Source organism: Saccharomonospora sp. NPDC046836 (assembly GCF_040645195.1).
In the GTDB taxonomy this organism is placed as follows: domain Bacteria; phylum Actinomycetota; class Actinomycetes; order Mycobacteriales; family Pseudonocardiaceae; genus Prauserella_A.
Genome location: NZ_JBEYXW010000041.1, coordinates 1 through 22,116 on the forward strand (window position 1 = coordinate 1; position 22,116 = coordinate 22,116).

19 protein-coding genes and 3 pseudogenes are annotated in these 22,116 nt (G+C 67.7%); 7 read left to right on the forward strand and 15 right to left on the reverse strand.

Annotated elements, in window-relative coordinates; genetic code table 11:
* Window positions 1-91: 91 nt before the first annotated feature.
* Complete coding sequence (locus ABZ863_RS30315) at window positions 92-1,660, reverse strand: tripartite tricarboxylate transporter permease (protein ID WP_358542619.1); 1,569 nt, start codon at window positions 1,658-1,660, stop codon at window positions 92-94.
* Between the two features lie 1,653 nt (window positions 1,661-3,313).
* Between ABZ863_RS30315 and ABZ863_RS30320 the strand changes: the two genes are divergently transcribed.
* Window positions 3,314-4,033, forward strand: coding sequence for a GntR family transcriptional regulator (locus ABZ863_RS30320; protein ID WP_358542622.1), 720 nt, complete (start codon window positions 3,314-3,316; stop codon window positions 4,031-4,033).
* 636 nt (window positions 4,034-4,669) lie between these two features.
* Here the strand turns inward: ABZ863_RS30320 and ABZ863_RS30325 are convergent.
* The 9 genes from ABZ863_RS30325 to ABZ863_RS30365 form a co-directional block, all read right to left on the reverse strand.
* The gene (locus tag ABZ863_RS30325) at window positions 4,670-5,779 is read right to left on the reverse strand and encodes an NDMA-dependent alcohol dehydrogenase (RefSeq protein WP_358542625.1); all 1,110 of its coding nucleotides are present in this window, start codon (window positions 5,777-5,779) and stop codon (window positions 4,670-4,672) included.
* 1 nt (window position 5,780) lies between these two features.
* Entirely contained in the window at window positions 5,781-6,056 is a 276-nt protein-coding gene (locus tag ABZ863_RS30330; RefSeq protein WP_358542729.1) for a hypothetical protein, read from the reverse strand.
* Entirely contained in the window at window positions 5,950-6,363 is a 414-nt protein-coding gene (locus tag ABZ863_RS30335; RefSeq protein WP_358542725.1) for a hypothetical protein, read from the reverse strand. The genes ABZ863_RS30330 and ABZ863_RS30335 overlap by 107 nt, the downstream gene beginning before the upstream one ends.
* A 92-nt stretch (window positions 6,364-6,455) precedes the next feature.
* Entirely contained in the window at window positions 6,456-7,832 is a 1,377-nt protein-coding gene (locus tag ABZ863_RS30340; RefSeq protein WP_358542628.1) for an MmgE/PrpD family protein, read from the reverse strand.
* A gap of 3 nt (window positions 7,833-7,835) precedes the next feature.
* A complete protein-coding gene (locus tag ABZ863_RS30345) occupies window positions 7,836-8,591 on the reverse strand; it encodes an SDR family NAD(P)-dependent oxidoreductase (protein WP_358542630.1) in 756 nt (251 codons plus the stop codon).
* A gap of 14 nt (window positions 8,592-8,605) precedes the next feature.
* Window positions 8,606-10,027 carry an MmgE/PrpD family protein gene (locus tag ABZ863_RS30350; protein WP_358542632.1) on the reverse strand — a complete coding sequence of 474 codons (1,422 nt, stop codon included), beginning with the start codon at window positions 10,025-10,027 and terminating at the stop codon, window positions 8,606-8,608.
* Window positions 10,028-10,107: 80 nt separating this feature from the next.
* Entirely contained in the window at window positions 10,108-10,911 is an 804-nt protein-coding gene (locus ABZ863_RS30355; protein WP_358542634.1) for an SDR family oxidoreductase, read from the reverse strand.
* Between the two features lie 99 nt (window positions 10,912-11,010).
* The gene (locus tag ABZ863_RS30360; protein WP_358542636.1) at window positions 11,011-11,178 is read right to left on the reverse strand and encodes a hypothetical protein; all 168 of its coding nucleotides are present in this window, start codon (window positions 11,176-11,178) and stop codon (window positions 11,011-11,013) included.
* Window positions 11,175-12,671 carry an aldehyde dehydrogenase gene (locus tag ABZ863_RS30365; RefSeq protein WP_358542638.1) on the reverse strand — a complete coding sequence of 499 codons (1,497 nt, stop codon included), beginning with the start codon at window positions 12,669-12,671 and terminating at the stop codon, window positions 11,175-11,177. Before ABZ863_RS30365 ends, ABZ863_RS30360 begins: the two co-directional genes overlap by 4 nt.
* 136 nt (window positions 12,672-12,807) lie before the next feature.
* Between ABZ863_RS30365 and ABZ863_RS30370 the strand changes: the two genes are divergently transcribed.
* Entirely contained in the window at window positions 12,808-13,431 is a 624-nt protein-coding gene (locus tag ABZ863_RS30370; protein ID WP_358542640.1) for a hypothetical protein, read from the forward strand.
* Window positions 13,432-13,623: 192 nt separating this feature from the next.
* Here the strand turns inward: ABZ863_RS30370 and ABZ863_RS30375 are convergent.
* Together ABZ863_RS30375 and ABZ863_RS30380 are read right to left on the reverse strand one after the other, a co-directional pair.
* Window positions 13,624-13,890, reverse strand: a pseudogene (locus tag ABZ863_RS30375) (aldehyde dehydrogenase family protein); the annotation flags it as partial.
* 134 nt (window positions 13,891-14,024) lie between these two features.
* Window positions 14,025-14,336: pseudogene (locus ABZ863_RS30380) on the reverse strand (aldehyde dehydrogenase family protein); the annotation flags it as partial.
* Window positions 14,337-14,627: 291 nt separating this feature from the next.
* Here ABZ863_RS30380 and ABZ863_RS30385 point away from each other — a divergent pair.
* Together ABZ863_RS30385 and ABZ863_RS30390 are read left to right on the forward strand one after the other, a co-directional pair.
* Window positions 14,628-15,398 carry an SDR family NAD(P)-dependent oxidoreductase gene (locus ABZ863_RS30385; RefSeq protein WP_358542643.1) on the forward strand — a complete coding sequence of 257 codons (771 nt, stop codon included), beginning with the start codon at window positions 14,628-14,630 and terminating at the stop codon, window positions 15,396-15,398.
* Window positions 15,395-16,210: an acyl-CoA thioesterase domain-containing protein gene (locus ABZ863_RS30390; protein ID WP_358542645.1), complete on the forward strand. Its 816-nt coding sequence runs from the start codon at window positions 15,395-15,397 to the stop codon at window positions 16,208-16,210. Before ABZ863_RS30385 ends, ABZ863_RS30390 begins: the two co-directional genes overlap by 4 nt.
* Window positions 16,211-16,234: 24 nt before the next feature.
* Here the strand turns inward: ABZ863_RS30390 and ABZ863_RS30395 are convergent, their stop codons facing one another.
* Entirely contained in the window at window positions 16,235-17,137 is a 903-nt protein-coding gene (locus ABZ863_RS30395) for a TIGR03619 family F420-dependent LLM class oxidoreductase (protein ID WP_358542647.1), read from the reverse strand.
* 112 nt (window positions 17,138-17,249) lie between these two features.
* On the opposite strand from ABZ863_RS30395, the gene ABZ863_RS30400 reads away from it, so the two are divergent.
* The 3 genes from ABZ863_RS30400 (at window position 17,250) to ABZ863_RS30410 (ending at window position 19,821) form a co-directional block, all read left to right on the forward strand.
* Window positions 17,250-18,251 (forward strand): MFS transporter, encoded by a 1,002-nt coding sequence (locus tag ABZ863_RS30400; protein WP_358542649.1) that lies wholly within the window; start codon window positions 17,250-17,252, stop codon window positions 18,249-18,251.
* A 32-nt stretch (window positions 18,252-18,283) separates the two neighbouring features.
* Window positions 18,284-19,408, forward strand: a complete 1,125-nt coding sequence (locus ABZ863_RS30405; RefSeq protein ID WP_358542651.1) for an NDMA-dependent alcohol dehydrogenase — start codon at window positions 18,284-18,286, stop codon at window positions 19,406-19,408.
* Window positions 19,409-19,506: 98 nt separating this feature from the next.
* Complete coding sequence (locus tag ABZ863_RS30410; RefSeq protein WP_358542653.1) at window positions 19,507-19,821, forward strand: hypothetical protein; 315 nt, start codon at window positions 19,507-19,509, stop codon at window positions 19,819-19,821.
* A gap of 549 nt (window positions 19,822-20,370) precedes the next feature.
* Here the strand turns inward: ABZ863_RS30410 and ABZ863_RS30415 are convergent.
* Both ABZ863_RS30415 and ABZ863_RS30420 read right to left on the reverse strand, forming a co-directional pair.
* A pseudogene (locus tag ABZ863_RS30415) lies at window positions 20,371-20,737 on the reverse strand (transposase); the annotation flags it as partial.
* 292 nt (window positions 20,738-21,029) lie between these two features.
* Complete coding sequence (locus ABZ863_RS30420) at window positions 21,030-22,052, reverse strand: ABC transporter substrate-binding protein (protein ID WP_358542655.1); 1,023 nt, start codon at window positions 22,050-22,052, stop codon at window positions 21,030-21,032.
* Window positions 22,053-22,116 lie beyond the last annotated feature (64 nt).

A 22,116-nucleotide genomic window follows, 5' to 3' on the forward strand; every position in this document is an offset into this window, starting at 1 on the left:
TTCCGGAATCGCACACCTGCACAACATCCTCCTCACGGACTGACCCACAACACCAGTCCCATCAACCACAAGATCAGTTACGAGACAGCCCTTAGCGCGAGCCAGAGTTGTCAGGGGTGGTTGTTTCGCTGTGGCTCAGCACCGCATCCACCGCGCTCTTCCTGGAACGCCGAAACGAACCAACGACGCCCAGGACCACGACCGCTGCGGTGAGGCCAAGCACGGCCACTGCGATACCGTCGCTGAAGAACGCGCTCAACGTGCCGTCGCCGAGGAGTAGGCTGCGTCGAACGTTCTGCTCAAGAATCGCGCCGAGGACGAATCCCAGCACCAAGGGCGCGCAGTCGAGGCCACACTTCTCAAGAACGTATCCCACAACGCCGAAGGCAATGAGCAATCCGACCTCGAAAAGGCTGTAACTGATGGAGTAGGCGCTGACCAAAACGACGGCAAACGCGATCGGCGCGAGATAGCTGATCGGTACCAGCACCATCCGTACCCAAAAGCGAATCATATAGATGTTGACCAGCACCAGGACGACGTTGCCCACGAGCATGGAAGCGACGACGCCCCAGAAAAGGTCTGCGTGATTGCTCACCAAGCTCGGACCCGGCGTGATCCCGTGAACGAGGAGCGCGCCGAACACGATGGCGAGGACAGGATTGGAGGGCAGCCCCAGTGTGAGCAACGGAACGAAGCCGGACTGCGCCGCGGCATTATTCGCCGTCTCTGGACCCGCAACGCCCTCGATAGCGCCATTGCCGAACCGCTTGGGGTCCTTCGCCCGACGGCGCTCCACGGCGTATGAAGCGAGCGAACTCATGATGCCGCCCCCACCAGGTGCCAAACCGAGCAGAAATCCGATCACCGAGCCGCGAGCGATCGGCCCTGCGCACTGCTTAATCTCCGGCGAACTGGGCAGGGCCTTGCCCCCGCGGAGTGTTGCCATGTCCTCCTTCGACGCGGCTCGCCGCTGGGCTAGCTGCCCGATCAGCGCAGGCATCCCGAGCAGGCCGACCGTCAGAACCACGATGTCGACCCCCGAGCGAAGGTCGATGAGACCGAAGGTCGCCCGATTCGAGCCATCGAACTGGTCAGTACCGATTGTGGCAAGTAGCAGACCCACGCATGCCATGGCGAAGCCGGTCACCATCGACTTCGAACCGACAAATGAGACGAGTACCAGCCCCATCAGCGCAAGGGCTGCCAGGGCTGGCGGCCCGAAGCTCAGCGCAAACCTGGCCATCTGCGGCGCGAGCGAAGCGATTCCCACGACCGCGACGAGACCGCCGATTAGCGACCCGATCGCCGCGATCCCTAACGCGGCCCCCCCACGACCCTGCTGCGCCATGGGATAGCCATCCAAGGTCGTTACCACCGAGGCAGACTCCCCCGGGACGCGGAGCATCACCGACGTGATCGTTCCGCCATACATGGAGCCGTAGTAGACGCCCGCCAGCATGATGATCGCCGTGGACGGCTCGAGGTCGAGCGTGAACGGCAGCAGCAATGCCATGGTGGCGGCCGGCCCTAGACCAGGCAGGACGCCGATGATCATGCCGATCATGACGCCGATGAGGACGAAAAGGAGGTTGGTCGGCGCCAGGGCGGTTTCAAGGCCCAAACCAATGTTTGAGAGCACTTCCATTACTGGTTTCACGTCCTTGGGTTACCAATGTGGCTCTGGATCTATGGACGCAATCGGAACTCAACCGCATTCCGGCCATACGTTGCCGCGTCACATCTGGACCCGGCAACGGTCGCCGTCGCGGAGGTACTGGCGACCACGATGAGGTACGATCACATATATTTTCTATTTAGTCAACTATCGCATCGACGCTGGTCGGCGACCTTCGCCCGGCATGCGGCAGCGGGCCTGCGGCAGGTTCGACGATGCACCGGATATGTTGCGGAAGACGGCCCTCGGCCTGGTCGCCTGACGGCGCATCCCAGCACTCGGTGGCACTCGCTCGACCGGCGACGCGGCAAGCAGACCCGTGCTGCGGCTCGTGATCATCGCTGGCGCGGGAGTCGCTTGGGCGCAGGGTCATGGCCACCGGCTCCGATCAAGCTGTCGCGTGTCGCTAGAAGGAGTCAGCCGCTCGTTCGGCAGTCATAAGGGACACGACTGCTCCGGGTAGGCCCTGTCGTTACGTGGGTGTCGGCCGTCGATGCCTGACTGGCGACTACCCGAAAACGGAGGACAGACACTACGCATGGCCAGCATCGCGGCATCTCCCAGATCGAGGTGGCCGCTCACGCATTGCACCGGGTCGGTGGCCAGCCTTGAGAAACTCACACAGCTGAGCACAGCGCCTTCACCCCCCGACGGCTGCCCCTCCATCGGCGCACCGCACCCGCCAGCTTCAGCCGTAACCTCGATGTCCGCATTCAGATCGCCGACGCGCGCCGAAGAAGCCGCTGCCGCGACGACCGCGCCAGGGATCGCTCCACGCCTCGCCGGTGGCGGCAAAGCCTCGTAACGCTCCCGGACGTCGACGGTGACCTCCAGGTCGTGCGCCATCGCCGCCCGCGCGGTAGTCGGCGCGATTCCGCGGACAGTCACGTTGTTGCGATGCACCACGTCCCAGAACCGGTGCGGACGAGGGAATCCGTACGCGAAGTCAGTCTCGAACTTGATCGCGAAGCCGGCTGTGAGTGCGCAATGCCCTTGGAGATGCCGATGCTGCTGGAGGTGAAAAGAGCGTGATCGGGTCGGCGGCCTTCATCCACCGGGTCTCGACCGGCGTGGGATGAAGGTCGAGCTCGTCCCAGCCAGCAACCATGGTGTTCTCGCCGTCTGCGAGATGCCGGACCACGATTCACCCGCCGCACGCTCGGGTGCCGCGACCGCCTGGTCTGCAGTGTCGCAGCGTCGGAGTCGCAGGTGAGTGGCCAGCACCTCCGCGCCGCAGCCAGTGAACGCAAGCACCGAAACCGCGCCGATCACGGCGCATGCGAAGTCGGCGACGACAGCCTCCAGCACCACGGCCAGGTACAGCACGACCTGGTCCCCCGCTCGTTACGCCCAGCGGCGGTGAGGTTGCCGGCGCACGCACAGCGCGGCGCAACCTCACTTTGCTGTCGCCACCAGCGGATCGGTGCGCTCGAGTTCGGCCCCGTCGGCCGCCAGATCGACTCGACGGTGCGTCCGACAGTACCGGGCCGACGCATCGTCACGCGCGTTCAGAACACATTTCAAGCGCTATATATAATATGTCTTACGTCTTCTACTTTCGACATTCGGGGCCTCCAGCTCCCTGAAGGGATGCTTTTGGTATATTTTGCGTGATACATAGGGAGGAGCCACTCGATGCCCCAGGACGGGTTGGTGCGGTCGGCACGCAACTCCCGTAGGCAGCAGCTACCAGAGGAAGTGGCGGCCTACGTCCGAGAGTTAATCGTGTCCGGCGAGGTCAAACCGGGTGAGTTCCTCCGGATGGAGCCGATCGCGGAAGCCGTCGGCGTAAGCAATACACCAGTCCGCGAAGGCCTGCTGTTGTTGCGCAGCGAGGGGTTTGTCAAGCTCGTCCCCCGCCGAGGGTTTCAGGTCGCCTCCTTCACGCCGCAAGACGTGCGGGACATCTTCTGGGTACAGGCACAGCTGGCCGGTGAGCTCGCCGCACGTGCCGCCAAGAAAATCACCCGGGCCCAGATCAAAGAGCTCGAGGAGAACATAGCCCAGTACGACGAAGCGCTCCGCAAACACGACGAAGATCGCGTTGCCTACCTGGGGCACGCGTTCCACCGCGCTGTCAACCTCGCCGCTGATTCCAACCGACTCGCACTGGTTCTCGGCTCCGTGGTGACCCAACTCCCGAACAGCTTTTACACGACCATCGAGCTGTATGCAACGGACGAGGGCATGGTCGCGAGCGCAGAAAGCACGCACCCCGCGATCCTGGAGGCACTGCGCAGGCGACAGTCGCGGAAGGCGCGGTCGATCATGGAGCATCACATCCTGGAACGCGCCGAGCAGCTCGCCAGCATGCTCGACGAGCGGCAAAGCGGCGCGGCCGCCTCCGGTTCATGAATGGAAGAGGCGGGGCCGCCACTGCGGCACCGCCTCTTCTGGCCGCCATAGCCCGACCGGGTCCGGGTAGGTGGGCATCCTGGCGGCGACCAACTCTCGCGCCGGCGGCCCCGCTACCGGCGGTCCACGACACGACGGACCGGCTTCGTGATGGCCGTGTCGCCTTCCCAGAGCGCCCCGACCAGCGCTGGCCCAGCCTTGTCCAAATGCCGAGGATCACCAGGATCTCCTCGGTGTCCCCCGCGGTACCGACTGGCCCTCGCACGCCCGCTGCAGCATGGTCTGGATGTTGATCAGCGCCCACCCTCCCAATCGATCGGAAGGGGTGGAACCGAAGCGTGGCAACGTCTCCGACATCACCGCCCGATCCGTGTCCGTCGAAGGTTCCCCCACGAGAGCGGCTACCAGGCCGTTTACCGGCCTTTCCCGCGGGGCTCTCCGCGTCGCGAGCAGATGTAGACGAGCGCACCGTGCCACAGAAAGCTCTCCGCGAATACTCGCCTCGATGCGCGCCGGCCCGCCGGTGACCACCGCCGCCTTGCCTACCACGCCGAACAGGTCGTCCTCACCGGACGGTTCAGATCGTCGTCCTTCAGCCCCTTTCGTCTCGATGCAGCGAGTCACGAAGCGGATACATCAGTCGAAAACGATGACGCCGCGGATGTTTTTGCCCGCCTCGAGATCGGCGTAGCCCTGGTTGACCTCGTCGAGGTTGTAGCGGGTGGTGATCAGCTCGTCGAGCTTGAGCGCGCCGGAGTCGTACATCCGCAACAGCTTGACGATGTCGTACTGGGGGTTGCAGGAGCCGAACTGGCAGCCCTTCACGGTCTTCTCGTAGAGCGTGAGCATCCGGGAGGACAGGTGCAACGCCCGCCCCTCGGTATCCGAGATGCTGACGATCACCATCGTGCCTCCTTTGCCGATGGCGTCGAACGCCTCGCCGAGCACCTGCTCCTCGGCGAGTCCCACGGTCACCAGTGCCTGGTCGGCCATCTGCCCCCAGGTCAGCTCGCGCACCTTGTCGATCGCCTCGCCGGCCCGAGCGAAGGCGTGCGTGGCGCCGAACCGCAGCGCGGTCTCGCGCTTGAACTCGACCGGGTCGACGACCACCACGAATTTGGCGCCCGCCCGCACGGCCCCTTGCACGGCGTTCATACCGATCCCGCCGGCGCCGAAGATCACGGTGGTGTCGCCTGGTCGCACGCCCGCGGTGTTCACCGCCGCGCCCCAGCCCGTCGGGACCCCGCAGCCGACCAGCGCCGCGGTCTCCAGCGGCAGCCACTCGTCGACCTTGACCACGGAGTGCTGGGACACGGTCGCCCGCTCGGAGAACGTCCCGAGCATGCACATCCCGCCGACGTCCGCGCCGTTGTCGGAGAAGCCGAACGACCCGTCCGGCAGGCAGCCCTGCAGGATGGACTTGCCCTCGTCGCACAACTGCTGCCGGCCAGTGGAGCAGTAGCGGCAAGTGCCACAGCTCGGGATGAACGAACACACCACGTGATCGCCGGCCTTGACCTTGCCGACGCCGACGCCGACCTCCTCGACGATCCCGGCGCCCTCGTGCCCGCCCACCAACGGGTAGCGCGGTTTGGTCAGCCCGCTGAGAAGGTGCAGGTCCGAGTGGCACAGACCGGCGGCGCTGAAGCGCACCAGCACCTGCCCCTCGCCCGGTTTCCTCAGGTCCAACTCGGTGATCTCAAACGGGCGGCCGGGACCGTAAACTACGGCTGCTCTGGTCTTCACGTCACTCTCCTCGTCCGTTGTCCGAGCGAACCTTGGTGCCGGCGGCCTCATCCGGGAGTGCGAAGACCATCCAGGAGTCCCGCTCGTCCCAGCCGCCAGCGGTTGCCTCCTCGGCAAGATGCCGACCCACGGTTTCGATCGGCATCGGAACGTCGAGTTCCCCAGCCAGCTCAGCGGCCAGGCACATGGCCTTGACGCTCAACGCGTGCAACTGGACATGCCGCCCGAACGAGCCCATCGGGACGAACTCGTGGACCGGCTCGGCACTCCCGCTCACACTCAAAGTGAGGCTCCCCTCGGCCGCCCCGGTTCCCCGCGGCTGACGGGCAAATCGACCAGGTCAATCCCCTGCGCCGCAGCCCCTCCGCGGCGCGGCGGATCGTACTGCGCCCAGTACGACGGTCTCGAATTCCGCCGGACCGGGGAGGCTGAGGAACACAAGCATGCAACCCGCGAGAATCGGCCAGGCAGGTGGTGAGGCGCGCGCCGTCGGCCGCAAACGTGTCGACCGTCCCCGCGCGGACGTCGTACACGGTGAGGTCGACGCCGTTGCACAGCAGGTGTCGGGCCATGCCAGCGCCCATCGGCCCGAACCCGACGAAGGCGACGGTCGCGGTGCGCTGGGCGTCCTCCGCGGCTGGCGAGCAGGTGTCGGTCACGTCATCTCCTCGGGACGTCAGCGGACGGTGATCGGGGTGCCAGCGGCACAGGCTCCAAGGAACGGTTCGATCGAGGGGGCCTGGTCCAGCTCTCGCACCACCGGGACCAGCCGGTCCACCAGGTCCAGCAGCGCCGGGGAGTCCCGGAGGGCGGCCCGTAGCAGCGCCGCGTCGCCCGCCAGCCCGGTCTTGAGCTCGTCCCCGCTCAGCTCGTCGGCGATCACCGTGCCGTCCGTGGTGGTGATCGTGATCCGCGGCGCGTAGTACGGCCGGGTTTGGGACGGCGTAACCGCGACCGGGGCCGCGAGGGATCCGCTGCCCGCGGACAGATACTCCACCGGCCCGCCGTGGGCCAGCACCCCCTCGACGATCGCGTGCACCAGCGTGCGGCCGGTACGAGGACGAGCCGGGGTTGGGTAAAGCGCCTCGAACCAGTTCAGCTCAACATCGACGGCGGCGACATCGCCGGGGGCGACGGGCCTGCGGGCGAGCATCCGATCGAGCAGTACGGCCAGCGCATTGCCGTAGCCGGGCAGGGCGTAAGGTTTGTAGGCGACTTGCGCGGTCTCCCAGTGCCGGCCGAGCCCGGCGGTGACGGCGGCCAGGTCGGCCCGTCCACCCTCGCCATCGAACCGGTAGGTGAGTCTGCCCTCCGGGCTACCGGTGACTGCGTTGAGGAAGCCGAGCGGCCCCTCCAGCGCGGTGTCCGCGCCCCGGTCGATCACCGCCGCGGACAGCGCCGCAGTGACCCCGTTTTGCGCCGCGATGGGCTCGTGCAGCTTGAGCTCGCCACTCCCGGCCAGCGCTGGCTCGAGGGTGCCGGACGCCCACGTCGCGGACAGAGCAAGCGCGGTGTGCAGCTTGTCTGGGCCCAGACGGAGCAGCCGGCCTGCCGCCACCGCCGCACCGAGCACCCCGAACACCGGCGACGATCGGAATCCATGAGCATGGGCGGTGCCGATGAGCTCGCGCCCCACGCGGCACTGGACCTCGTAGCCGGCGACCACGGCCGCGAGCAGCTCCGAGCCGGACGCGCCGGCCGTGTCCGCTACCGCAAGCGCCGCCGGTAGCACGCACGGGCCGGGATGGAGCAGCAGTCGGTAGGAGTCGCACTGGTTGGTCAGGTTCATCAGCACAGCGTTGGTGAACGCGGCGGTGCGGCGGTCGTGCCCGCGTCCGTGCTTGCCGCCGAGCAACCGGGTCCCGCCGAGCACGACGTCCTCGCTCGCGGCCGCGACCGCGCGCTCTCCGGCCGCGGTGGCCCGACCCTGCGCCGCGGCGACCGCGTTGTGCAGCAGCGACGCCTTCGCCTTGTCGACGATCTGCTCGGGGACGTCGGCTAGGTCCAACCCGGCGGCGAACTCCGCCAACTCCCGCGAGATGCTCGGTTCCACGCGTCAGGCCTGGCGGATGCGCGTGGTGACGAGCTGGCCGGTGATGAACCGCGCTGCCGGAGAGACCAGGTACAGCACCAGTCCCGCGACGTTCTCCGGCGTGCTGAGCTTGCCCTGCGGGTCCGCTTCACGGCGCCGGCGGATGAACTCCTCGCTCGCTTCCGCCTCGAGTCGCGGGGTCATCGTGGTGCCGGGGTTCACAGCATTCACGGTGACCCCGGATGGGGCGAGTTCCAGCGCGAGGGACTTCATGAATGCGATCATCCCGCCCTTGGACGCCGCGTAGTTGCTGTTGCCGACACCGCCGTAGAGTCCCCGGTCCGACGCCATCATCAGGATGGTGCCGCTCCCTCGCGCCTGCATGTGTGCGCCTGCGGCCTTGCCCACCAGGAACGTGCCGGTGAGGTTGACGTTTAGGACCCTGTGCCAGTCCTCGAGCGGCATGTCGAGTATTTTGTGCCGGGCAAAGATCGCGGCACAATGGACGAGGATCTCGATGCCGCCGTCCGCGCTCGCGGTCTCCACGGCCGCCTCGACCGAAGCAGGGTCGGACACATCGCAGTACAGCGGCTTGGCGCGGTGGCCGGACTGAGCGATCTCGGCGGCGGTGGATTCGGCGGCGGCGCCGTCCAGGTCGCACACGTACACCGTGGCGCCGTTCTCGGCTAGCGTGAAGCAGATAGCGCGGCCGATGCCATTGCCACCGCCGGTGACCATCGCGGTCTGTCCGCCGATGGTCAATGAGGTCCTGTCGGGCACGTCGTTTCCTCTCGTCAGGCGGCCAGCAAGCGCATCAGCGGAGCGAGATCGTCGACGCGCTCGAGGTTCAGCACCTTGTCCACGATCTCCGAACGCCGTTCCACGGGAAGTGCGGCGGCGTTGACGTGGAACTTGGCCACGATCTCGTCCGTGGTCATGTAGGTGGCGGGATCCGGCGAGGGCGAGCCTTTCGGGAAATCCCGCTCGGCGGTGAACGTCGTGCCGCGCGCGGTCACCGCAACCCGGGAGGGCCGGCTCGACGGATGCCGCTCCAGCGCCGCGACGTAGTCCGGGTGCGGAGCAAAGGTCGTCCGCTCCATGAGCGCCAGCACGGCCGGGTCGAACACGACCTCGGGGTCCTGCCAGGCGCGGCTCGGCGGGATCCGCTGCGCACCGATCGCCAGCCCGTGGGCCATGCTGAACTGCGCGTCCTGCACGTGCTCGATCCGGTTGTTCAGCCAGACCGGCTGCTCGACCCAGGCTTCACCCCAGGCTGCGATGTGCTCGATCTCGTCCGGCTTGATGTCGTGGGTCTCGACGATGTCGGCCAGCCCGTCGAGCAGGCCGTGCAATACCCGGCAATGCGGATAGGGCTTGTACGAGCTTTCAGCCGGGAAGCGCCAGTCGGTGCCGAGGCCGTCTGTCAGGGCGGCGGGCTCCCAGCGGGTGGTGCCGATGAACCGGGCGTAACCGAGCTCCCGATCGTCGAGCAGGGCACGATCGCCGCGGTGGCCGAGGGCAGCCATCGCGGCCGCGGTGAACGCGGCCTGGATCAACGCCCCGGCCAGGGTGTACTTGATCGTGGTGCTGGGCGCGTGGGCCATCCATGTGCGGTGAGAGTTGACCGGCGAGATGCACCCGGCGATGCCGAGGGCATTCGCGACGACATCACCGCCCGCGCCCTGCAGCTTGCCCAGCGCGGCGGTGGCGCCGAAGATCGTTGACGCGTAGCCGACGACCGGCGACAGCCGCATCGTGCCGTCCGCGGTGTAGTCACGGACATAGTCCATGGAACGGCCGAAGCGGTAGGAGATCTCATGGCTGAGCGCGATCGCCTCGATCAGGGCGCGGCCGTCGCAATGAGCAGTCTCGGCCACCGCCAGCGCCCCGGGCAATACGTAGGGCGTCACGTGCCCGGGCGGCAGAATCGGGTCGAAGTCCAGCGCGGACATCAGCTCACCGTTGGCGAACGCGGCGCCACTCGGGGCGGCCCGGTGTTCGGTACCGACGATCGTGGCCTCGCCCGGTCCGAGCGTCCGCCCGTAATCGACGCCGATTCGCCCCTTGGGCTCGTCCGTTCCGGCCAGCATGCAGCCGAGCGAGTCGAGGACGAGGCGCTTGGACTCCTCCACCACCGCCCTCGGCAGCTGCCGGTACTCGGTCGTCGCGGTGAACTCCGCTAGCTGGTCAACGAGCGCAGTGGATCCTGGTGTCATCGGTGCGACCCTTCCCGACATCGTCGTCAGTCCATGCATCATATATTGTTTGCCCGAAAGGGCAAGCCACTTCGCGGCCTTCAGTAGTGCACCGAGCCACGGTTGCCGCCCCCAACTCCCACCGCGTCACCAGTCACGGCAGCCGCCATCGGCGAGGCAAGGAACACCACCACATTGGCCACTTCGTCCGCCGTCACCAGGCGGCCGAGGCTTGTCGCGGCGTCGATGTCGGCCCGCTCTGCCGCCTCGCTCCTCCCGTTCGCCGCAGCGCGGCTGGCGACGAGGTGGGGTATCCGCTCATTTTCGACGAGTCCGGGATGGACCACGACGACCCCAATGCCGTGCGGCCCGAGTTCGTCTGCCAGGTTCGCCGTGAGGGCGGCGACGCCCGCGTTGCGGATGGCGCCTGAGGTGACGCCGGTCCGCCGGACGTTGAGGCCCGAGATGTTGACGATCCGGCCTCCCCCCTGTGCGATCATGTACGGCGCGACGGCCCGGGCGCACCGGAGGTAACCGAGCACCTTCGTGTCGAAGTCCCGCAGTACGTCCGCGTCGTCGATCTCGGCGAGCGGAGGGACGGGCCGCGAACTCGCGGGCCGTGCGGCCCCGTTGACCAGCACGTCCACCCCATCCCACTCCTGCCCCACCCGATCCACGGAGGCACGCACCGCCGCGTCGTCGGTCGTGTCGGTGGGCAGGTCGAGCACGGCCGCTTCCGGATGCCGCCCGCGCAGCTCCGCGGCCGACTTGGCGAGGCGTTCGGGATCGCGCCCTGCGAGCGCGACTCGCGCCCCCTCGGCGAGTAGGCCCCGGGCAATGGCCAGGCCGATCCCCCCGGTCCCGCCGGTCACGATCGCCCGCTTGCCCGCGAGTCTCAGGTCCATGGTTCTCCACTCAGGAGCGGCCGTCGGTGAGACACGCTGAAAGTCCTAGGCAATCCGGCGCCGTCGGGCCGCAACGACACGGGCTTTCCGGAGGAACAGTCAGGATGCCAGGCACAGAACGCCCTCGGACACCAGATCGTCGATCTGGCTCTGGTCGCGGATCTCCGCGGCGATCTCCTCGTACGGGCCGGAGATGTAGCGATCGAGCTCGAGCACGCGAATCCCGGCGAGCGGAAGCCGCGCCCTCTGACCAGTTTGGGCTCTCACCGGTACTCCTGGGGCACGGCGTCGAGGATGACGGTCTTGACCTCGAGGTACGGCAGCAGCCCCTCCTTGCCGCCCTCGCGCCCGAGCCCGGATTGCTTGAATCCGCCGAAGGCGATCCCGAAGTCACTGCGGAAGCTGTTGTGCCCCACCGTGCCCGAGCGCAGCCTCCGGGCCACCGCGCGGGCCCGGTCGACGTTGTCGGTGAACACCGAGGCGTTCAGGCCGTAGATCGTGTCGTTGGCGATTCGGACAGCATCCTCCTCGTCCTCGGCCGGAATCACGGTGAGCACCGGCCCGAAGATCTCCTCGCGGGCGAGCGTCGAGGAGTTGCTCACGTTGCCGAACACCGTGGGCTCGACGAACCAGCCACGGTCCAGGTGTGCCGGCCGCCCACCGCCGGTCGCCAGCGTGGCGCCCTCCACCTTGCCCTTCTCGATGAAGTCCAGCACCCGGTCCCGCTGCCGCTCGGCCGCGAGCGGGCCCATCTGGCTGGCCGGGTCGAAGGGGTCGCCGACCTGGACGGTGGAGAACGCGGAGGCCAGCGCCTCCAGCAGCGCGTCATGCCGGTGCTTGCTGACGACCACTCTCGTCAGCGAGGAGCAAACCTGTCCGGTGAGGAAACACTCGGCGGCGGACAGGTTCGCCGCGACCTTGCCGAGGTCGTAGTCATCGAGGACCACCGCGGCGGACTTGCCACCCAGCTCCAGGGTCACCCGGGCGATCCGTTCGCCGCACAGAGACGCGATCCGCCGGCCGGCAGCGGTGGATCCGGTGAAGGCGATCTTGTCCACGCGCGGATCCCGCACCAGCAGTTCGGAGGCCTCGCGGTCCGCAGTCAGCACGTTCAGCACGCCCGGCGGCAAACCGATCGACTCGGCGATCTCGGCCATCAGGTATGCGTTGCCGGGCGCCTCCGGCGAGGCCTTGAGCACGACCGTGCAGCCAGCCAGCAGCGCGGGCGCGATCTTGTGCGCGATCAGGGACATCGGCGAATTCCACGGGATGATCGCCGCGACGACGCCGACCGGCTCACGCACCAGCAGTCCGAACTCGCCCCCCGCAGTGGGGGTAGCCCGTTCCTCGAAGGAATACGTGTCCGCCAGACCGGCGTAGAAGTCGTAAACACGCGGAATTCCCTCGAGGCGGGCCCGGGCAGCGCTGTGCAGGACGCCGGATTCACGCGGCCAGATCGAGCTCGCATCTTCGATCCGGGCACGGACGCCATCAGCTAGAGCGCGCAGGTACGCGGCTCGCTCGGCGTGGCTGAGCAACGGCCACGGGCCCTCGTCGAACGCATGACGGGCCGCTGCCGCGGCCCGCTCCACGTCCGGCCCACGGGCCTCGGCGACGCGGAAATACAGCTCCTCCGTCGAGGAGTCGGTGACCGCGATCGTCGCGTCCGAGGAGGGGGCGACCCACTTTCCACCAATGTAGAAGCGATCGAGGCGGGCCAGGGGTGGGGTCGACCGGAGTGCATCGTTGCTCGTCGTCATTCCCTCTCCATCTTCGATGAGTCGATCATCAGCGATCTTGCAGCGCGGCTGGAGACTTATGGAGACACTACCGAGCCGAAGGCTTCATATCAAGCATGATATATGTTCTAGTCTGTCAACCGACGGGAGAACGACGATGACCGACCAGGGGCAGCCCGCTTGCTCGGCCCTTTTCGGCTGTGGGGATATCCCCGCGGAGATCGAGGACGCCTACAACGAGTGGTACAACACCGAGCACACCCCCGACATGCTGACCGTCCCGGGCGTTCTGAACGGACGACGGTTCCGGGCGATCGCCGGGGCGCCGCGCTACGCCGCCCTCTACGACCTCCGCTCCCTCAACGTCATGACGTCCCCGGAGTGGCAGGCGATCGTGGCTCGCCGCCGGGACAATCCGAGCGAGGCGCATAAGTCGATCCGGCCGCGCTTCCAGAACTTCACCCGCTACCACATGGACAAGGCCTATCCTGACCACGACAAGCCACTCGCCCTCGCAGAGCGGCGCTTGGGAGCACTGCACGGCACCGGGTTCGACGTGACCGCCTTCGCCGCGTGGTCCGCCGAACGCCGGGACGGGCTGCTGGACACCACGCTGTTCGTGAGCGACAGGGGACAGTGGGTGGCGATGATGGATCTGCGCGCCTCGGTCACCCCACGGTGGTTCGCCACCTTGGCCGGCTCGCTGGCGGAGGCCCAGAAGGCCGCGGGCGGGGTGCCTGCCCAAACCACACTGTACGAGCAGATTTTCCCGACGGAGTGACGGAACGAGGACTCGGCGGGGCGCCGAGCCCTCGTCGCGCGACTGACCCATGGCGGTCAACACGACCGCACCGCGCCCGATGGAGCGGACATCCCGGGAAGGCGTCGATCGACTCTGGGCCCAGTTCACGACCGATCTCAGTGTCCGAAATCCAGCCCGTGTTGCCGCGAAGCCCGGGAATGCGCCGTTTACATCCACCCCACTGGAGCGCAGACGCCCGCAACCTCCAGCGCTTGCGCTGTCGGCGGAATACAGTGCGGTGGCCAGCCCGCATGGCGAGTCGTTGGCCAGCTCAACGACGTGATCCACGCTGTCGCACGAGTGCACGCACAGCACCGGGCCGAAGATCTCCTCGCGGGCGATCCAAATGTCTGCGCTCGTTGGCGGACAAGGTGGGCCGCACGTACAGGTCCCCGCCGCGGATCGAGGCCATTCGTCAACCGGCCACCGTGGGCCCACTGAACGACATCTTGTCGACACCGGGGTGCGACAGCACGTACGCGCTCACCTTCCTGTCCGCTGTCACGATGTTCAGCGCGCCTGCGGGTAGGCGGCCTTCTCAGCGATCCGGACGAGCAGGTACCCGTCGAGCGGGTCTCCGCCGCAGGTTTGGGCACCACGGTGCATCCCGCGACCAGCGCCGGGACAAGCTTCGCCATGGCCGACGACAGTCGCGCGTTCCACGGCACCACTGCGGCGACCACGCCGATCCGCTCGCGACCCAACAGCGCCGAGTCACCAGCGTGGCGGCGCAGCTCACGGAAGGGATAGGCGCGAGCGTGCTCGATCGTGGTGCCCAGAATGTTGAGGCCGGCGCGCGGCGGTGACCGACCGCACCATCTGCATCGCGCGACTGATCGGGCCATCGGGCCAGGATATCCACTCTCCGCCGACCAAGAACTCATGCTTTACCTGCACGTTCAGGCATCCATCGACCGAATAAAGAGAACATAGAGCCTGATATACTATGTTCGATCTGTTCGGACCGGGTGTGGACGGCGTGGCGGTGGTCGACGACCCGGCAGGGGCCGTCGACCAGTTTCGCCGGTACGTCGAGGTGGGCTTCGCTGAGTTCATTCGCCCAGCTCGAGGCGCCGGGCACCCGAGCACACGCGGGAGGCGCTCGAGCTCCTCGGTACCGAGGTGCTCCCCGCACTGAGCAGTTGCCCCCTGTTCCAGACAAGAGGAGAACGACCATGACCGACCGAGTCTCGATCGTCACCGGCGGGGCCGGTGTCTTCGGGAAGGCCATCGGCGAGCGACTGGCTCGACGCGGGGACACCGTGGTGCTGGTGGACCGGGACGGCACCCAGGCCGAAGCGGTGGCGAAGGAGCTCACCGCGCTGGAACTGCCGGGGACGGTGCTCGGCGCCGAGGTGGACGTCGCCTCGGACGCGGCCAACCGACAGCTGGTCGCCGACGTCCGCGAGCGCCACGGCCGGCTGGACTGCCTGATCAACAATGCCGGAGTGAGCCAGAAGGCCAGGTTCGGCTCGCTCACCTACGAGGAGTGGCGGATGGTGCTCGACGTCAACCTCTGGGGTCCGACGTCGCTCAGCCAGGCCGCCGCAGCCGTGTGGCGAGAGGAGCCGGGTGGCGCCATCGTCAACATGGCTTCCCGGACCTGGTCTGCCGGCGGACCGCTGTCCTACGCCTCGTCCAAGGCTGGGGTAGTCGGACTCACCCGAGCATTAGCAGCCGAGCTGGGCCGCTATGACGTGCGGGTCAACGCGCTGGCGCCGAGCTTCGTACCGGCGCCCCGGATCGCCTCGATGTTCACGCCTGAGGGCTACCAGGAGCACATCGCGCGGGCGGCCGACCTGCCGTTGCTCAACCGCACCGCCACCGCGGACGACGTCGCGGGCACGGTCGCCTACCTCACTTCGCCGGACTCAGCTTTCGTGAGCGGCGAGGTCATCCACGTGACGGGCGGCTCACAGCTCCCGCGGCCGGCGTTCAAAAAGTGAGGGACGCACTCTTTCGGGAGACCGCCGGTCCAGAGCTGCAACCGTTGGCCCGGTCGCGGGCGCTCTGGGGCCAGGGCCGCGACCAGATGCGTGGCATGGCCGTGAGCGCCGTACTCGCCCGCGTGGTCGAGCGCTCCGGGGCAGGTGAGGGGCTCCGGCTCGTGCGCTGGTCGCTCGACATGTTCCGCCCCGCGTCCCTGGCACCGGTGACCACCAAGACCGAAGTGGTGCGCTCCGGCAAGCGGCTGAGTCTGGTCGACGCCACGCTGCACCAGGCGGGCCATTGCGTGGCCCGGGCATCGGCGCTGTTCCTGGCCGAGGGCGCCGAGCCGCCCGGCACCGTGTGGGCGTCGGACGCCTGGCACGAGCCCCCACCCAACGATCTGAAGCCGACCGGCCCCGAGCCGCGGCTCTACTACAGCGAGGGCATCGGCTGGACCGGCGAGCCCCAGCTGCACCAGAACGCCTGTCGTAAGCAGACCTGGCTGCCCTCGATCCCGGTGATTGCGGGCGAACGGCTGACGCCGTTCCAGCACGCTGCGATGGCGACCGACCTCGTCAACGTCGTGACAAACTGGGGAGACGCCGGACTCTCCTTCATCAACGCGGACTGTGCGCTGACGCTTGGGCGGCTGCCGACAGGCGACGGGATCGGGCTGGCCGCACAACACCGCTTCGAGCATGCGGGGATCGCCGTGGGCGCCGCGCTGGTGTTCGACGCGACCGGCCCGCTGGGAATGGCCACCGCCACGGCCCTGACCAGCGGCCAGCCCCCGATCGACCCCCGGCGTATCGGGACGACGGCCCCCTGACCCGGCAGAACCCCGGTGCCGTGGTCAGGCGTCGGCGCGATCGCGGACCGCGGCTAGGGCGTGGAGGCGGTCAAGGTACTCCCCCATGTCACGGGCTGTGGTGTGCAGATCCACCAACAGCTCGTCGACGCCCGCGGCGCGGTAGGTGTCCAGCACCTCGCCGTCGACCTTCGTTCCGACGGGCAGCCGCGCGAAGACCTCCGGCATGTCGGGGCGGCCGATCCCCGCTGCCAGCTCGGCTAGCTCCGCACACCCCCGGCGGATCTCGTCCGGGCCGAGCTGAGAAGCCACCCAGCCGTCGGCCAGCTCGGCGGTGCGCCGCAACGCGCTTCGGCTGTGCCCGCCCACGAGCAACGGTACCCGCGAGCCCTGCGCCGGCTTGGGCTGCATGATCGCGTCCGCAATCTCGGTCGTCGGCCCAGAGAAGGTGATCGGATCGGAGTCCCAGCAGGCCCGTAGCAGCCGCATCCCCTCGCTGAGCCGCTTGCCGCGCGACGGGAAGTCCATACCGAGGTAGTCGAACTCCTCGCGCAGCCAGCCCGCGCCCACCCCGAGCAGCACCCGGCCGCCGCAGAGGTGGTCGAGTGAGGCGACCTGTTTGGCGGTGTGCACCACGGAACGGATTGGCAGCACGAGGACCGCGGTGCCGAGCCTCACCCGCGTCGTCCGAGCGGCGGCCCAGGTCAGCGCCACGATTGCCTCCAGCCACGACGCCTGGTGGTCCCAGTTGGGGGTGCTGTTCGCCGTGTAGGGATAGCTACTGCCGAGGTTGGCCGGGAAAACGATGTGGTCAGTTGCCCAGACCGTCGTCATGCCTGTGGCCTCGGCGGCCTCGGCGGCCTCCGCCACTGCGGGTCCCGTCGCGAGCGAGCCCCGAGCGGGCAACACGAGTCCCACCCGTAGCGGCCGTGTTTCGTCGTTGATCATGCGAGCCTCCCTATACTACCGCTCATATTTTATATATAGTGGTTCACCGTCCTGTCCAGAAACTACTCGACGACGAGCGCGGATGCCCAGCGCAGCCGGAACAGGAACGAAGATGAATACACAACGACGTGTCGGCGGCGCGGAGGCATCGCCGGCCCCCTCCCGACGCAGGGTCCTCGGGGCTGCGATCGCAGCGTCCTCCATCGAGTGGTATGACTTCCTGATCTACGGCGTGGCCGCGACACTGGTCATCCATTCACACTTCTTCCCTGAGGTCAGCTCAACGGCCGGTGTGCTCGCCGCCTTCGCGACGTTCGCGGTGGGCTTCGCCGGCCGGCCGATCGGTGCGGCACTGTTCGGTCACATCGGGGACCGGCTCGGCCGCAAGCCGGCATTGCTCACTGCGATGTTCCTGATGGCCACGTGCTCCACGCTGATCGGCCTGCTGCCCACATACGCGACGATCGGCGTGGCGGCCCCAATCATCCTGGTCATCCTGCGCATCGCGCAGGGCATGGCCGTGGGCGGGCACTGGGGCGGAGCCACGCTGCTGGCCGTGGAGTACGCGCCGCCGGAGCGCCGCGCGTTCTACGGCGCACTCCCCCAGCTCGGCCTGCCTACCGGCATGATCACCGGGACTCTGCTGTTCCTGCTACTCGAGGAGATCCTCACACCAGGGCAGCTTTCGCTGTGGGGCTGGCGAATCCCCTTCCTGCTGTCCGTGGTGATGTTCCCGGTCGCCTACTTCGTCCACCGCTTCATCGAGGACACTCCACGGTTCCGGCAGGTCGGCGCGCTACTCGTCGCGCAGGTCGGAGTCGGCGCGATGTTCGGGCCGGCACAGACCATGCTCGCCCAGATGTTTCCGCCGGAAGTGCGCTACTCCGGAGCCTCGCTCGGCTACCAGATCGCCAACATCCTTGGCGGAGGGCTGGCGCCACTGATCATGACAGCCCTACTCGCGGCGACCGGAACCACGCTCGCGGTGTCCGGCTATGTCGCCGCCGCCTGCGTGCTCGCCCTGATCCCGCTCTCGCTCGCCACGATCGTCAGGACGCGGCGAAGGTCATCCCGGCAGGACGATCATGCCGCCGTCATTGAGAACGCCCGCTGAAACTATCGCCCCTACGAGGAGGTGCCCTTTCCGTGAAGGTCCAGGCATCAGTGCTGACCGCACCACGACAGGACTGGCAAACCGTCACGCTGGAGTTGGCGGAGCCCCAGGCCGAGGAAGTCCTGATCCGCGTCGAGTACGCCGGACTGTGCCGTTCCGACGAGCACCGCCGCCATGGCGGCACCGGCCTCGGCGGACGGTTCCCGCTGATCGGCGGACACGAGGGGGCCGGCGTCATCGAGGCCGTCGGCCCCGGGGTGACCCGATTCAAGCCCGGCGATCACGTGGTCACCTCCGTCCTGCCCAGCTGCGGGACCTGCCGCTACTGCACGTCCGGACGCAGTCGGCTGTGTGACTACAGCGCGCACGTCCCGACCGGGGAGATGCCGGATGGCACCTTCCGAGCCAGGCTGGACGGCGAACCGATCGGCGGGTTCTGCATGGTTGGGAGCTTCGCCGACCACATCGTCGTCTCCCAGGCTTCATGTCTGAAGGTGGAGAAATGGCTCCCGCTCGACGTAGCCGCGCTGCTCAGCTGTGGGGTCCCAACCGGGTGGGGCTCCGCCGAGCACATCGGCAAGGTGCAGCTGGGCGAGACGGTGATCGTCATCGGCGTTGGCGGCGTCGGCATCAACGCGGTCCAGTCGGCGGCCTTCGCCGGTGCCAGCCACGTCATCGCCGTGGACCCGGTGGCGTTCAAAAGGGACTTCGCCCTGACGGTCGGCGCCACGCACACGGCCGCGACCATCGAGGAAGGCGCCGAACTCGGTAGGCAGCTGTCCCACGGCACCGGCGCGGACGTCGTAATCGTGACGGTCGGGGTGCTGACCAAGGAGATCAGTGCCGCCGCCCTGGAGGCCACTGGCAAGGGCGCCCGGCTAGTCCTCACTGCGACGGCGGACGACGCGTCGGACATCAACGTCTGTCTGCCGGGAAACCGGGTCTCGCTCTACAGCGTCAGCGTTCTTGGCTCCCTGATCGGCGGATGCAACATCCACTACGACATTCCGCGCCTGGCGCGCCTCTACGGCGAGGGAAAACTGAAGCTCGACGAGCTGATCACCCAGCGGTACACAGTGGACCAGATTAGCGCGGCTTACGCGGACGTGCGCGATGGTCGCGTGATCCGCGGACTGCTCGAACACAAGCACTCCTGATTACGCGACGCCACTACTGGCACAGGGAGCCGGCCGCGAGACGATAGACCCGAGGGCGGGAAGATCACGGTGGACCTCCCAAACCCGTCGGCGTAGGGTTGACCTCCTTTCGGAGGCTGTGGGAACCGCAGTTCTCCTGCCGTTCCGAACAGGTTCCCGAACTGACGTCTCGGCTTGCCCGGCGAACTCCGCTGCTGCAGCGGGTCCTGGCCGCGGTCGCGTTGGCGCCGGGTGGCCGCGCCGGCGCTCGGCTGACCCGGCGCCCGGCCGCGTCGGTTAGCCAGATGACGCTGCCGCGAATCCTGCGCGGCCTACCCGACCCTGACCGGTCCACGCCGAGGATTCTGGCGGTGGACGACTTCGCCCTGCGCCGCCAGACGATCTGGATGCCGGGATGGGCGCGCTGCCAGTGAGCCAGGGTCTGGGTGGTGCGATCGGTGAGCACGTCGATCAGGCGGCGGGACTCGATGGCGACCAGCAGCGGCCGCAGCGATGCCGAGCCCGCACCAGCGCCTACGGCGCACCAGCGACGGCGCACCAGACACAGTCCACGTGGCCGATCGCTGGCATATCTGAAGCAAACCTGGCCGACGCGATCGACCGCACAGTGGACCGACACCAGGATTGCCTGACCGCGGCCCTGACCGTCCCGACCGGCAGCGCCGCCAAGGACGAACCGGCTGCAGACGAGGGCAAACCCGAGCCAGACCAGCATCCGCAGCCGGCGATGCCCGCCACACAAACGGATCGGACGGACGGACCGGTGGGCAGCTCGAGCTCGAGAACGGCACGCGGTCGTGCACGCACTACTCGCCAAGGCGTTGCCACCAAGGAAATCTGCCGCCAACTCGGTCCTGCACACGGCACGATCCGCCGCTTCACTCACGCCTCGACTGGCGAGGAGTTGTTGACCCGCAACGGAACCGGACGCCAGACCAGCACCCTGGAGCCGTTCAAGCCCTATACACAGCGACTTGGGAGTTCTCGACCCGGCTGGCGGTTCCCGGTGTATTGGCGTTGCACGCCGACGGTATGAGTGCCTTTATTCAGGTCTCCGGTCTCGTCGACGACCAGGACGGCGTCCTGGCTGCCGAGGTGATCGACCACGTAGCCGCGCAGGTCGTCGCGCTCCGCCTCGGCATCCCACACCGCCCGGGCAAGCAGGTGTTGCAGGCCGTCTGGTGTCACGTCCCCGACATGCTCGGCAATGGTCCAGCAGTTCTTCCGTGGCAGCTCAGACACCAGACCCAGCAACAATTTCTCTGCCCGGCGATAGGGCTCGACCCGACTGAAACGGCCCGCGATCCGTCCCGCGAGCTCATCAAACATCGCCCGCCACCGGACAGGGTCTACGCTGGGGGCTCGCGGCCGCCACGCGATCTTGCGAAGTCCACACAACCGAACATGATCAACTGGCGGGCCGCGCCCATCTCCGGCACCCCCCTCACCAGCTCCGATCACGAAGTCCGGCTGGCGTACCGGCCGCTGGAGCACGTCGGTGCGAGCCCGCTGCCACTTCCGAGAGCGAAGGCCACCGGAAAGACCCCGCGTCGGGAATCTCTCCAGCGGCCTCCCGGCATAGAGCGACGCCAGCCGCTACTCGCCGCACGATGGCTCCCGGTCAGGGCTGGGCGTGGATGTCCACGATCGCGCTCTCGAGCGTCTCGCGATCGACATGGCCGTCGTTGAGCACGTTGGCCGCCTCGGCGGCGAGCTCGGCGGCATGTGGGTCTATCGCGACGCGCTTCGGGTACGACGGCAAGTTGCTTTGCAGACCCTGGTTGAACAGGTCCTGATCGTTACCGACGTAGTCCTGCAGCTCCTTCGCCAGGGATGGCACCCGCGCCGGGTCGTTGTGAATGATGTCCAGCGCCTCCTGAATTGCATCGGTGAAGCAGCCGAGCGCGGCCCGCTTTTCGTCGAGCCGTTGTTCCGCCGCCTGCAGGGTGATGTGCTGCATGCCCGCCAGACGCGGATACTCACCCTGCGCGAGATTGAACAGATAGGCGCCGTCGCCACGGGTGATGCCGATGTCGGCACCCGGGGATGACAGAGCGAAGACGTCGAATCGGTCGGAGATGAATCCGGAGACGGCGTTCTGTCCGCTGCCGGCCGAGGTCAGTTGCACGTCGGTGTCCGGGTTCATCCCACCCTGCTGGAGTAGATAGCGGACGACTAGATCGGACCCTGACCCGGGCCCGGTGATGGCGATGCGGAGGCCGCGCAACGCCTCCACCTTCTCCTCCGGTGTCGAGGCTTCGGTGATGCCTCGCTGTTCCATGACGCTGCGCTTCATCACGAGGTTGCTCGCCCACTCGGTCTGCAGGCTGCCGATTCCGACGACCGGCGCCCCCTCGGCCCGGGAGTTGAGCAGCTCCGGCATGGGAGTGAAAGTGAGGTCCGCGCTGCCCCCGAGCAAGGCAGCGAGGTTGCTTGCGCCGGTGGCGACCTCGACCATCTGGACGTTGAGGCCGCGCTGGGAGAACAGGCCTGCACCGTTGGCGACGTAGTACGGCAGGAAGTTGAAGCTCGGGGTGGTGGCGGTGACCGCCACGGTAGCGCCCTTGCAGGTATCTGCGCCCGGGCCGCCCGACCCTCCGCGTCCCGCGCATGCAGTGGCCAACGCGGACAGGGAGACCAGCACGGCACAGATCCGCGCCCGTCGACCGATCGTGAACACTGGATGATCCTCCGATCGCATGCCCCAA